Source organism: Massilia phyllostachyos, assembly GCF_021044825.1.
GTDB classification, from domain to species: Bacteria; Pseudomonadota; Gammaproteobacteria; order Burkholderiales; family Burkholderiaceae_D; genus Telluria; species Telluria phyllostachyos.
In genome coordinates this window covers 1,481,869-1,494,330 of the sequence record NZ_JAJNOC010000001.1, presented here as the reverse complement: position 1 = coordinate 1,494,330, position 12,462 = coordinate 1,481,869, and the positions used below count along the sequence as shown (strand labels likewise).

At 68.6% G+C, this 12,462-nt stretch carries 11 protein-coding genes; 5 read left to right on the top strand and 6 right to left on the bottom strand.

Annotation, left to right across the window (positions count from 1 at the left end; translation table 11 throughout):
- The 4 genes from LQ564_RS06520 to LQ564_RS06505 all read left to right on the top strand — a co-directional run bounded on the left by LQ564_RS06520 (nucleotide 1) and on the right by LQ564_RS06505 (nucleotide 4,463).
- Nucleotides 1-702 (top strand): response regulator transcription factor, encoded by a 702-nt coding sequence (locus tag LQ564_RS06520; RefSeq protein WP_231057254.1) that lies wholly within the window; start codon nucleotides 1-3, stop codon nucleotides 700-702.
- Entirely contained in the window at nucleotides 689-1,903 is a 1,215-nt protein-coding gene (locus LQ564_RS06515) for a sensor histidine kinase (protein ID WP_231057253.1), read from the top strand. Before LQ564_RS06520 ends, LQ564_RS06515 begins: the two co-directional genes overlap by 14 nt.
- A gap of 189 nt (nucleotides 1,904-2,092) precedes the next feature.
- Nucleotides 2,093-3,733, top strand: a complete 1,641-nt coding sequence (locus LQ564_RS06510; RefSeq protein ID WP_231057252.1) for a phosphoethanolamine transferase — start codon at nucleotides 2,093-2,095, stop codon at nucleotides 3,731-3,733.
- Complete coding sequence (locus LQ564_RS06505) at nucleotides 3,726-4,463, top strand: phosphatase PAP2 family protein (protein WP_231057251.1); 738 nt, start codon at nucleotides 3,726-3,728, stop codon at nucleotides 4,461-4,463. Before LQ564_RS06510 ends, LQ564_RS06505 begins: the two co-directional genes overlap by 8 nt.
- Here the strand turns inward: LQ564_RS06505 and rnk are convergent.
- The 5 genes from rnk to paoA form a co-directional block, all read right to left on the bottom strand.
- Nucleotides 4,408-4,815 carry a nucleoside diphosphate kinase regulator gene (gene rnk, locus LQ564_RS06500; protein ID WP_231057250.1) on the bottom strand — a complete coding sequence of 136 codons (408 nt, stop codon included), beginning with the start codon at nucleotides 4,813-4,815 and terminating at the stop codon, nucleotides 4,408-4,410. The two genes, LQ564_RS06505 and rnk, sit on opposite strands and share 56 nt — an antisense overlap.
- A 220-nt stretch (nucleotides 4,816-5,035) precedes the next feature.
- Nucleotides 5,036-5,971 carry a hypothetical protein gene (locus tag LQ564_RS06495; RefSeq protein WP_231057249.1) on the bottom strand — a complete coding sequence of 312 codons (936 nt, stop codon included), beginning with the start codon at nucleotides 5,969-5,971 and terminating at the stop codon, nucleotides 5,036-5,038.
- 77 nt (nucleotides 5,972-6,048) lie between these two features.
- Nucleotides 6,049-8,310, bottom strand: coding sequence for a xanthine dehydrogenase family protein molybdopterin-binding subunit (locus LQ564_RS06490; protein WP_231057248.1), 2,262 nt, complete (start codon nucleotides 8,308-8,310; stop codon nucleotides 6,049-6,051).
- A 16-nt stretch (nucleotides 8,311-8,326) separates the two neighbouring features.
- Nucleotides 8,327-9,277 carry an FAD binding domain-containing protein gene (locus LQ564_RS06485; RefSeq protein WP_231057247.1) on the bottom strand — a complete coding sequence of 317 codons (951 nt, stop codon included), beginning with the start codon at nucleotides 9,275-9,277 and terminating at the stop codon, nucleotides 8,327-8,329.
- Nucleotides 9,274-9,924: an aldehyde dehydrogenase iron-sulfur subunit PaoA gene (paoA, locus tag LQ564_RS06480; RefSeq protein WP_231057246.1), complete on the bottom strand. Its 651-nt coding sequence runs from the start codon at nucleotides 9,922-9,924 to the stop codon at nucleotides 9,274-9,276. The genes LQ564_RS06485 and paoA overlap by 4 nt, the downstream gene beginning before the upstream one ends.
- Nucleotides 9,925-10,314: 390 nt before the next feature.
- Between paoA and LQ564_RS06475 the strand changes: the two genes are divergently transcribed.
- Nucleotides 10,315-10,929, top strand: a complete 615-nt coding sequence (locus LQ564_RS06475) for a hypothetical protein (protein WP_231057245.1) — start codon at nucleotides 10,315-10,317, stop codon at nucleotides 10,927-10,929.
- Between the two features lie 52 nt (nucleotides 10,930-10,981).
- On the opposite strand, the gene LQ564_RS06470 is transcribed toward LQ564_RS06475, so the two are convergent.
- Nucleotides 10,982-12,406, bottom strand: a complete 1,425-nt coding sequence (locus LQ564_RS06470; protein ID WP_231057244.1) for an MATE family efflux transporter — start codon at nucleotides 12,404-12,406, stop codon at nucleotides 10,982-10,984.
- Between the last annotated feature and the right edge of the window lie 56 nt (nucleotides 12,407-12,462).

Below are 12,462 nucleotides of genomic sequence, written 5' to 3'. Positions count from 1 at the left end.
ATGCGCATCCTTATCGTCGAAGACCATCCCGATATTCTCGCCAACCTCTACGGCTTCCTCGAGCCCAAGGGCCACCAGCTCGACTCCGCCCGCAACGGCTACGGCGGCCTGGCGCTGGCCTCCGAACACGACTACGACGTCATCGTCCTCGACGTCATGCTGCCCGGCCTGAACGGCCTGGAGCTGTGCCAGAAGCTGCGCGAGGAACTCGGCAAGTCGACCCCGGTGCTGATGCTGACCGCGCGCGACAGCCTCACCGACAAGGTGGCCGGCTTCGACAGCGGCGCCGACGACTACCTGGTCAAGCCCTTCTCGCTGGTCGAACTCGAGGTGCGCCTGAAAGCCCTGGTGCGGCGTTCCTCCTCGGCCCACGCGCTGCACGCCACCATGCGCTTCGGGGAACTCAGCTACGACCCCGACACCCAGGAAGCCTCGCGCGCCGGCGTCCCGGTCACGCTCACCCGCACCGGCTATACGCTGCTGCGCGCCTTGCTGGCGGCCGCGCCGCGCATCGTCACGCGCGAGACGCTGGAGCAGGCCGTGTGGGGCGAGGACCGCCCCGACAGCGACGCCCTGCGCACCCACATCCACGCGCTGCGCCAGGCCATCGACAAGCCCTTCGCCACGCCGATGCTGCAGACGGTGGCCGGGGTCGGCTACAAGCTGGTCAGCCCAGAGCCCAAGCCGCATGCGGCCCGCTGACTCGCTGCGCCGCCGCATCGTCGTCGCCTTCCTGCTGTTCGGGACCGGCGCCTCGGCCTTCTTCGCCCTCACCGCGGCGCTGGCGATTGAAGGTATCGAGGTGCAGCTGGTCGACAAGCGCCTGGAAGCGGCGGTGGCCTGGGCCGCGCCGCGCCAGGCGGCGGGGCTGGACGTCGACATGCCGGCCGGCCTGCGTTTCCACCGCAACGAGGCGATTCCCGCGCCGCTGCGCAACCTGGACGACGGCGTGCACAAGATCGACGTCGGCAGCGTGCGCCTGCACGTGCTGGCCGGCCACGACGCACGCGGCGGCTGGGTGCTGGTCGACCACGAAAGCGACTACGACAAGATCGAGTTCGTGGTGTATTCGATGTTCGCGGCGGTGTTCCTCGGCTTCGTGCTGCTGGCCGCCCTGCTCGGCGGCTTCCTGGGCAAACGCGTGGTTGCGCCGATGCGCGAACTGGCGCAATCGGTTGGCATGGACACCGCCCCGCCGGAACTCACCGGCCGCGCCGACGAACTGGGCGTGCTGGCGCGCGCCCTCGAAGCGCACACCAGCGCGATGCGCGCGGTGCTCGACCGCGAGCGCTATTTCACCGGCGACGTCAGCCACGAGCTGCGCAGCCCGCTCACCGTGATCATGGGCGCCGCCGAGATCCTGATCCAGGATGCCACGCCGGCCATCCGCGCCCCGGCCGAACGCATCTACCGCGCCGCCCACGAAGCGGCCGAATGCGTCACCGTGCTGCTGCTGCTGGCGCGCGCACCCGAGCTGGGCGCGCAGCCGCCGGTCGCGATCGAGCACGTGGCCGAGGACGAGGTCGAGAAATACCGCCCGCTGGTGGCCGGCAAGCCAGTCGCGCTGCGCTTCGTCGAGGGTCCGGCCTTCGAGGTGCGCGCTCCGCGCGAACTGTGCGCGGCGGCGATCGGCAACCTGGTGCGCAATGCCTGCCAGTACACCGATGCCGGCGAGGTGCGGGTGTCCTTGCTGCCGGGAGGGGTGGTGGTCGAGGATACCGGGCCGGGACTGCCGCCGGCGGTGGTGGCCACGCTGGGCCGCGGCGGCAGCCCGTCGAGCGGATCGGGCGGCACCGGCCTCGGCCTCGCGCTGACGCGGCGCATCTGCGATTTCCTCGGGGCCGGCTTCGCCTACGAACCGCGCGAAGGCGGCGGCAGCCGCTTCACGATCAGCTTCCCGTAGGGTGCACGGCTCTGCCGTGCGCGCGCTCAGCTCCCCTGTGAAAGGATGCGGCGCGGATAAACACCAGCTGGTTGAACGCGCGCACGGGAAACCCGTGCACCCTACGTTCACGCTGACTTAACGGCTTACTGACGAGCGACTCACAGCCCGGTCGCTATCGTTCCACTTGACCATCCGAAGTGGAACACCATGCAAATCGCCCATCAACGCCCCATCAGCGCCAACACCCTGGTCCTGGCCGTCGCCCTGCTCCTGGCCAGCGCCGCCAACCTGAATTTCTGGACCACCCTCACGCACGCGGTCGGCGGCCTGAGCGCGGCGCGCCTCCCGCTGCTGCTGGGCTGCTTCGCGATCGTCGCCCTGCTCTTCCACGGCCTGCTGACCCTGGCCAGCTTCCGTTTCGTGGTCAAGCCGGTGCTGATCCTGATGCTCCTGAGCGCCTCCGCCGTGGTCTGGTTCATCTACGAATACGGCATCGTGATCGACCGCTCGATGATCCAGAACGTGTTCGAGACCGATACCCGCGAAGCCGCCGAGTTGCTGAACTGGCGCCTGGCGCTGTTCGTCTTCCTCACCGGCGGACTGCCGTCGATGCTGGTCGCGCGCGCGCGCATCGATTTCCCCGGCGGCGTGCGCGGCCTGCTGCGGCGCATCGGGATCAGCGCCGGGTCGCTGGCGCTGGCCGCGCTGATCCTGGTCATGCTGTTCAAGACCCTGGCGCCCGTGGTGCGCGAGCACCGCGAACTGCGCTTCCTCCTGACCCCGACCAACGTGTTCCAGGCGCTCAACGGCTACCTGCGCGACCGCTTCAGCGCGCCGGTGACGATCACCCCGCTCGGCCGCGACGCGGTCAAGGGCGTCCACTGGGCCGGGCAGGCGCGCCGCACGGTGACCGTGATCGTGGTCGGCGAGACCGCGCGCGCCGCCAATTTTTCGCTCAACGGCTATACCCGTCCGACCAACCCGCTGCTGGCGCGCGAGCCTGGTCTGATCAACTTCTCCCGCGTGCAGTCCTGCGGCACCGCCACCGCGGTGTCCGTTCCCTGCGTGTTCTCGGTGCTGGGGCGCGAGCACTACGACGACGGCAAGGCGCGGCGCCAGGAAGGCCTGCTCGACGTGCTGGCGCATGCGGGCTTTCGCGTGATCTGGCGCGACAACAATTCCGGCTGCAAGGGCGTGTGCGACCGCGTCGAGTTCGTCGACATGGCGGCGCCGTCGAGCGGCAACACCCACTGCGCCGGCGACGAATGCTATGACGAGGGATTGCTGGCCGGGTTGCCGGAGCTGATCCGCCAGCCCGGCCCGGACCTAGTCGTCGTGCTGCACCAGAAAGGCAGCCACGGACCGTCCTATGCCAGGCGCTACCCCGAGGGCTTCGGGCGCTTCGGCCCGGTGTGCAATACCGGCGACTTCGAAGGCTGCAGCCGCGAATCGATCGTGGCCGCCTACGACAACACCATCCTGTACACCGACTACTTCCTCGGCAAGACCATCGACATGCTGCGCGAGGCAGCGGGCGAGGCCGAGGCCGACACCGCGATGCTGTACTTCTCGGACCACGGCGAATCGCTCGGCGAAGGCAATATGTACCTGCACGGCGCGCCCTGGATGTTCGCGCCGGAACAGCAAACCCACGTGCCGATGATGCTGTGGATGTCGAATGGATTCCAGCAGCGCTTCGGCATCGACCGCGCCTGCCTGGATGCGCGGCGAGAGCAGGCGCTCTCGCACGACAATGTGTTCCACTCGGTGCTCGGCATGCTCGACGTCGACACCGCGGTGCGCAACCCGAAGCTCGACCTGTTCCATGCCTGCGTGCGCCATGCTTGAGCGCCGCACCGCATGGGGCATGGCCGCCTGGCTTGCCGTCGCCGCCATCGCCATCTTCGCCCTGGGCCGCTGGACCAACGCCGACCTGTGGCTGGCGGACCGGATGTACGACCCGGCCAGCGGCGCCTTTCCCTGGCGCGAATCGTGGCTGACCTTGACCTTCAGCCACCGGATCGCGAAGGGCGCGCTGACCCTCTTCGCGCTGGCCCTGATCGGCGCCGCCCTGTTCGATGCGGCGTGGCCGCAGGCGCCGCTGGACGCGCCGCTCGCGCGGCTGCGCCTGCGCGTGCTGGCCTGGTCGGCGCTGCTGGTGCCGTCGGCGATCAGCCTGATCAAGCAGAGAAGCAGCGCTCACTGTCCCTGGGACTTGGCGCGCTACGGCGGCGCGGAACCGTATGTGCGCCTGTTCGATGCGCTGCCGGCCAACGTCCTGCCCGGCCACTGCTTCCCGGCAGGGCATGCGTCGAGCGCATTGTGGCTGATGGCGCTGGCGGTGCTGTGGCTGCCGGGCAGTCCCCAGCGTGCCTGGCGCGCAGGCGGCGCGGGCTTGAGCGCAGGCCTGTTCCTCGGCTGGATGCAGCAGCTGCGCGGCGCCCACTTCCTCAGCCATACCCTGTGGTCGGCCTGGATCGCCTGCGCCATCGTGCTGCTGCTGGTGCTGCTGCTGCAGGGCGCTAGCGGTGATATACGCCTTCGCGCTCCGGCTGGTACTCGATCCCGCGCACGGTGAGCTCGAACATGGCGCCGTCCGGACGCTGCCAGCTGATTGAATCGCCGGTCTTCAGGCCGAGCAGCGCGGTGCCGACCGGGGTCAGGATCGACAGCTGGTCAGGGTTGGATCCCATATCCTTCGGATAGCTCAGGGTCATCGCGACTTCCTCGTCCGCGCCGTCGAAGGAAAAGCGCACGCGCGAATTCATGGTGACGACGTCGGGCGGCATTTCCCAGGGTTCGGCCAGCGATGCGCGTCCGAGTTCGTCGAGCAGCGCGTCGCGCGCCGCGGCCTGGGCGGCCGGCAGCGAATCGAGCATGCGGTCGAGGCGGTCCATATCGAGCCACGATACGAGGATGGATGGTTTCATGTTGACTCCTTGAAGGTTGCCCGCCTGCTGCGGGCGATGACGTGGGCGCCGTCGCGGGGACGGCGGTGTGCGGCGATGGGGAAGGCTCGGGAGGACGAAAAACGGCGTGCGGCTGTCCTCACCGAGCCTGGACGAGCCAGGCGGTGTTAGGGGACGTGAGCAGGGATGTGAGACGTGAAGCGGTCATGGCAGGACCAGTATAGCCTGCTGGCCGCGGGCGTCAACCTCGGCCTTGCCTGACTTGCAGGCCGGCGCAGACCGCGAACGGCACGAGGAAGGGATACAGTCCCCACACCGCGCGCCCGTCCACGCGCACGCACAGCGCGGCGTACAGCGGCGGCAGCGCCATCAGGAACAGCAGGCTCGCCAGCGGCCGCAGCACGGCCGGCGCGCTGCGCCAGCCCCGGATTGCCAGCGGCACGACGAGGATGGCGGTACCGCCGATCGACAGCAGCGAGCGCACGTCCTGCAGCGCATGCACGACCGTCCACCAGCTCGGCGCCCAGGTGTAGCCCGGCAGGCCGGTGATCAGCAACCAGCGCAGCGACACGATCCAGGCGCCGGCCGCGGCCAGGAAGGCCAGGCCGGGGAGGAAGGCGATGCGGCGCATCGCCAGCAGCCACACCAGCAGCAGGATGTTCTCCTCGCGCACCGCGGTGCCGACCAGGCCCGCCGCGGCCGCCAGCCAGGGCTGGCCGGTGACGACCGCCAGCACGAAGGCGGCGCGCGCGCACACCGAGCCCGGGTCGACCAGCAAGTACGGCGCATACCAGAAAGTCGGCAGCGCGACGATCATCAGGAGGCCCGCCGCGACGGCGCGCTTGTGCCCCAGGCCGGCGCGCAGTACCGCGGCCGACATCAGGCAGGCGCCGGCCGTGACCAGCACCCAGTTCAACGCGGCGAAGGTGTTGCGCAGGTCGCCCGGAAGGATGGCGGCGATGGCCGGCACCAGCACGCGGTAGGGGAATGGCGCCACCAGCTGACTCGCGTCGATCTCGCCGCGCAGCCAGCGCGCGGTGTCGTAATAGGCCTGCGAATCGGCCACCGTCCCGCCCCAGCGCCAGATCATCACGCTCAAGGCCAGCAGGGCAAAAGCGGGGACCAGGAAGGACCAGCGGATGGGGTGCGCGGTGGACGTCGGGGAAAGTGATGGCATTGCAGGCGGCCGGGATAAAAAACGGGGTGATCATATCACCCCGTCCCGCCGGCACATGTCCCGAATTTGTCGGGTGCTTACACAGCCATCGGCATCTTGGTGATCAGCTTATCGAGCGTGATCGGATACTCGCGCACCCGCACGCCGGTCGCGTTGTACACCGCATTCGCAATCGCCGCCGCCACCCCGCAGATCCCCAGCTCCGCGATCCCCTTCGCCTTCATCGGCGACGACATCGGATCCGTCTCGTCCAGGAAGATCACCTCCTGGTGCGGAATGTCCGCGTGCACCGGCACCTCGTAGCCGGCCAGGTCGTGGTTGACGAAGTAGCCGAGGCGCTTGTCCACCGCCAGCTCTTCCATCAGCGCCGCGCCCGCCCCCATCGTCATCGCGCCGATCACCTGGCTGCGCGCCGTTTTCGGATTCAGGATGCGGCCCGCCGCGCACACCGCCAGCATGCGGCGGATGCGCACCTCGCAGGTGGCCGCATCGACGCCGACCTCGACGAAGTGGGCCCCGAAGGTCGACTGGTGGAAGCGCTTGTCGATGTCGCCGTACTCGATCATGTCCTCGCCCACCAGCTCGCGCTCGCCCACAGCCTGCGCCAGCGGCAGGCTGCGATCGCCCACGCGGATCAGGCCATCGGCGAAGATCGCGCGTTCCGGCTCGAACCCGGCCTGGCGCGCAATCGCTTCGCGCAGCTTCATGCAGGCGGCGTAGACGCCGGCAGCCGAGTTGTTGCCGCCCCACTGGCCGCCCGAGCCGCACGATGCCGGGAAGCTCGAGTCGCCCAGCCGCACCTTCACGCGCTCGAGCGGGATGCCCATCATCTCGCTCGCGGTCTGCGCCAGGATGGTGTAGCTGCCGGTGCCGATGTCGGTCATGTCGGTTTCCACCGTCAGCATGCCGCGTCGGTCGAGGCGCACGCGCGCCGCCGACTTCATCAAGAGGTTGTCGCGGAAGGCGGCGGCGACGCCCATCCCGACCAGCCAGCGGCCGTCGCGCACCTGGCCCGGCTTGGCGGAACGCTTGTTCCAGCCGAAGCGCTCGGCGCCCTGCTGCAGGCACTGGACCAGCTGGCGCTTGGAGTATGGCGGGGTCGGATTGTGCGGGGCCTGCTCTTCCGGCTTCTTCGACTGCGGGTCGCTCGAGCCTTCCTTCTTCGGATTGTCCGGCACCACCTGGGTGTCGTTCACGATGCGGAACTGGACCGGGTCCAGCCCCAACTTTTCCGCCATCTCGTCCATCGCGATCTCCAGCGCCGCCATGCCCGGCGCCTCGCCCGGCGCGCGCATCGCGTTCGCTTCCGGCAGGTCCATCACGGCCACCTTGTTCGCCGTCATGCGGTGCTCGCCCGCGTACAGGGCGCGGGTCTGGGTCGCGGCGTTTTCCGGCGAACCTTCCGGCAGGTTGCCGGACCAGCTTTCGTGGCCGATCGCGGTGATCTTGCCGTCGCGGTTGGCGCCGATGCGGATGCGCTGGATGGTGGCCGAGCGGTGCGTGGTGTTGTTCGGGATGAGGGCGCGCTGCAGCGGCACCCTCACCGGCCGCCCCGCCGCTTTGGCGCCCAGCGCCGCCATCACCGCGTCGGCGCGCACGAACAGCTTGGAGCCGAAGCCGCCGCCGATGTAGGGCGACATCAGGTGCACCTTGTCCTTCTTGAGGTTCAGGGTCTTGGCGACGTCGCCCTTGCCCCAGGCGATCATCTGGTTCGAGGTCCAGACGGTGAGCTGGTCGCCGTCCCAGGCCGCGATGCTGGCGTGCGGCTCCATCATCGAGTGCGACTCGTGGGCGGTGTGGTATTCGGCGTCGAGGCGCACCGGCGCGGATGCGAAGGCGCCGGTGAAGTTGCCGACCGCGGTCTCGGCGTTCTCGCCTTTCGGCGCGGTGGCTTTGGTCTTGACCGCCTTCAGGTCGTAGTCGCCCTTGTCGCGCTCGTACTTCACGCGCAACAGGTGGGCGGCGTCGCGCGCCTGCTCGAAGGTTTCGGCCACCACCAGCGCGACCGCCTGGTGGTAGTGCTGCACGCGCGGGCCGGCCAGCAGGTTGGCGGTATTGAAGTTGCCCTTGGTGAGCTTGCCTGCGTTCTGGGCGGTGACGATGGCGATCACGCCCGGCGCGGCCTTCGCCGCGGTGGTATCGATCGACACGATGCGTCCCTTCGGGATCGCCGAGCCGAGGATGTAGCCGTGCGCCTGGTTCGGCACCACGTCGTGGCGGTCCATCGCGTAGGGCGCGGTGCCGGTGGTTTTCAGCGGGCCGTCGACGCGGTCGATCGGCTGGCCGACGACCTTCAATTGGTCGATGGGATTGGTGGTGGCTGGTTCGTTGAATTTCATGGCAGTTCCTTTATCCCTAAGCTTTCGCTTCAGCGATGATCGAGGCCAGCGTGCGTTCCACCAGCGGCACCTTGAATGCATTGTCGTCGGTCGTGCGCGCGCCCTGCAGGATGCCGGCGGCGGCAGCCTGTGCGCCGCGCGGCATGGCGGCTTCCGCGGCCTCGACGCGCCACGGCTTGTGCGCCACGCCGCCCAGCGCCACCCTCCCCGTGCCGTCGCGCTGCACGATGGCGGCCACCGAGACGATCGCGAAGGCGTAGGAAGCGCGGTCGCGCACCTTGCGGTAGACGTGGACGCCGCCGACAGGTGGCGGCAGGGTCACGGCCGTGATCAATTCACCGGGCTGCAGGTTGTGGTCGATGTGCGGCGTGGTGCCCGGCAGGCGGTGGAAGTCGGCGATCGGGATCACGCGCGTCGCGCCGGTCGGGGACACCGTTTCCACCTGCGCGTCGAGCACTCGCATGGCGACCGCCATGTCGCTCGGGTGCGTGGCGATGCAGGCCTCGCTCTGGCCGACGATGGCGTGCAGGCGGGTGAAGCCGCCGATGGCGCTGCAGCCGCTGCCGGGTTTGCGCTTGTTGCAGGGCTGGTTCGTGTCGTAGAAATAGGGGCAGCGGGTGCGCTGAAGCAGGTTGCCGGCGGTGGTCGCCTGGTTGCGCAGCTGGCCCGAGGCGCCGGCCACCAGGGCGCGCGACAGCACGCCGTAGTCGCGCCGCACGCGCAGGTCGGCGGCCAGGTCGCTGTTCCTCACCAGGGCGCCGATGCGCAGGCCGCCGTTCGGCAAGGGCTCGATGCGGTCCAGCGCCAGGTCGTTGACGTCGATGAGGTGGGACGGCGTCTCGATCTGCAGCTTCATCAGGTCGAGCAGGTTGGTGCCGCCCGCCACGAAGCGGGAATTCGGGATGCGCGCGGCGGTGGCGGCGGCTTCCTGCGGCGTCTTGGCGCGTTCGTAGGTAAAGGCCTTCATGGTTTCACCCCCGCGACTTCGGCGATCGCTTCCTGGATGTTCGAGTAGGCGCCGCATCGACAGATATTGCCGCTCATGCGCTCGCGGAATTCCATCGGGCTGGCCACCACCTGCGCGGTCAGGTCGGCCGTCACGTGGCTCGGCGCGCCGGCGCGGATCTCTTCCAGCATGCCGACGGCCGAACAGATCTGCCCCGGCGTACAGAAGCCGCACTGGAAGCCGTCGTGCTTCACAAAAGCGCGCTGCAGCGGGTGCAGGTTGGTCGGGGTGCCGAGGCCTTCGATGGTGGTGATCTCGTGGCCTTCCTGCATCACGGCCAGCGTCAGGCAGGAGGTCGTGCGGCGGCCGTCGATGAGGACGGTGCAGGCGCCGCACTGGCCCTGGTCGCAACCCTTCTTGCTGCCGGTCAGGTGCAGGCGATCGCGCAGCGCGTCGAGCAGGCTGGTGCGCGGGTCGACCATCAGCTGGTGTTCGATACCGTTGACTTTCAGGCGGATGCTCATGGTGGTGGGCGTCGTGTTGGTTGCCGGCTGGGCGGCGGGAGCGGCCTGCGCGGGCTGCGCAAGCTGGGAGGCGACCGCGACGCCGCCGACGGCGACGGTCGACGCCTTCAGGAGCTGGCGCCGGTTGGGATCGAAGTCGGGCATCGTTGTTCCTTTCTGGACGGTGAAATGGGGGCGATTTGACGGAAACGCGCATGCATGGGCGAAGCCGAGAACATAACGCTTTTCCAACTTTTTCGGCGTGCGCTTGACGCCATGTGGATGCCGCGCCAAATCCCCCCATTGTAGGGCCCGGGGAAGCGCGCTCTTTTGTGCCAGAAGAGCAAGACCTTATGAATTGTGCTCATGAATACGGCACTGGAATCAGTACCTGGCGTACTGATACTGCCGGCTTTGACTTCCCTTGAATGATTTCCGGGTGGCTACCGCGCGCTCGTTCCGAATCCCTCCACCTACACTTGCTCCACTTGCCAAGCTCACCCATGTCATTGATATTGTTGAGCTTTTCCCCACACGAGAATCAGGAGATCGATTATGAAACAGCAGACCCTGTTGAAAGCAATGCTCGGCGCCTCGGTCGCCGCCGCCATGAGCATGTCGCCCATCGCCTCGGCACAGACCAGCACGAGCGGGAGCCAGGCGGGCTCGCAGGCCAGCGGCCAGAGCTCGGCCAGCGGCAACACCGGCACGCGCAGCGCGACCAGGCAGCAGAAGAACAAGACCGGCCGCACCGCCACGGAGAGCAGCGGTTCGATGAACGGCACGGGCACCATGGGTAGCAGCGGCACCACGGGCACTACCGGCACCATGGGTACCACAGGTACCACAGGTACCACCGGCACGACGGGCACTACCGGAACCACCGGCGCCACAGGCACGATGGGTACGACGGGCACCATGGGGACGAGTGGCACTACCGGCACCACCGGCACTACCGGAACCATCGGCACCTCCGGTACGACCGGCACCATGGATGCCACTGGAAGGGCCGGCACCGTCGGCACGACGGGCACCATGGGCACCAGCGGCACCACTGGCACGACGGGCACCATCGGCACGACAGGTACCACGGGTACGACCGGCACCACGGGCACCAGCACCTCCTCGACCGGCACCGGCACGACGGGCACGGACGGCATCCGTCGCTGATAGGCCCTGGCGCCTCGCCAGCCCGCGAGTGCGTCTCCGGCGGCTGCGTTGCCTAACGCAAGCCGCCCTCTTCGATCATCGCTTCCTTGCTAACCTCCGCCACCTGCTTGTCGTCCTCGGTCAAGCGCACCGTCTTCCAGCTGCCGCGCGCGAACCACGCGAGCGAGATCAGCGCCACCGCGACGTTCGTCACCGGGAACGACCACCACAGGCCGTCCGCGCCCAGCGTGGTGTGCTTGGCCAGCACGTAGGCGAGCGGGAACTGGATCATCCACTGCGACACCATCGCGATGATCATCGCGCCCAGCATGTTGCCGGAAGCGCGGAAGGCCGACACGATGCACAGCTGGACGCCGATGCCGCCCCAGGCCAGGCACATGATGCGGATGAAATGGGCGCCGTTGGCGATCACCTGCGGGTCGTCGGGAATGAAGAAGCGCACCAGCCAGGGTGCGCACAGCCAGGCGACGCCTCCCAGCACCGAGAGGATGAGGAAGCTGGCCGCGGTGCCCAGCCAGGTGATGCGTTCGGCGCGCGCGATGTTGCCGGCGCCGATGTTCTGCCCGACCAGCGTCGCCACCGCCATCGCCACGCCCATCACCGGAATCGTGATCACCTGCAGGATGTTCGAGCCGACGCCGTAGGTGGCGATGGTGAGCGTGCCGAAGCTGGCGACCAGGAAGGACATCACCATCAGGCCCAGCGCGCGCGTGGACAGCTCGACCGAGCCCGGGACGCCAAGGAAGAAGGCGCGCTTCAGGTAGACCGGATCGGGCTTGAAGGCGCGCCAGTGCAGCGCGATGCCGTGCCGGCCGCGCAGGAAAATCAGCATGCCGATGCCGGCCGCGATCGCCTGCGTGACCAAGGTCGCATAGGCCGCGCCCATCACGCCCAACCCCGGCACCGGGCCCCAGCCGAAGATGAAGAGCGGGTCGAGCAAGAAGTTCAGCAGCACGGTGCCGGCCACGATGTAGAGCGGAATCCGGGTCTGCCCGACGCCGCGCATCAGCGACTGGAACATCGCGTACATGAACACGAAGATGATGCCCACAAAGGAAACGCGCAGGAAGCCGAGCGCCCCCACGAATACTTCCGGCGCCACGCCGAGAAGGCGCAGCAGCATCGGCGCCAGCACGTAGCCGAGCGCGCCGAACACCACCGAGGTGATCACGACCATCAGCATGGTCTGGGCCGCGACGTGGTTGACCATGTCCTGGCGGCCGGCGCCGACGTACTGCGCCGTCATGGTGGCGCCGGCCATCGCCAGGCCCGAGCCGAGGGCGATGACGAGGAAGGTGACCGGGAAGCTCACCGACACCGCCGCCACCGCGGACGCGCCCAGGCGGCCGACCCAGAAGGCATCGGTCAGCTGGTAGCCGGTCTGCAGCAGGTTGGCCAGGATGATGGGGATCGCCAGCGTCACCAGCGCGCGCGGAATCGAGCCTTCGAGGAACAGGGTTTTGCGGTCGGGTGCCATGGGGCGAGTGTACGCAAGCCGGCGTGGGCGCACTGTGGTGGAGCGCACTTATCCAC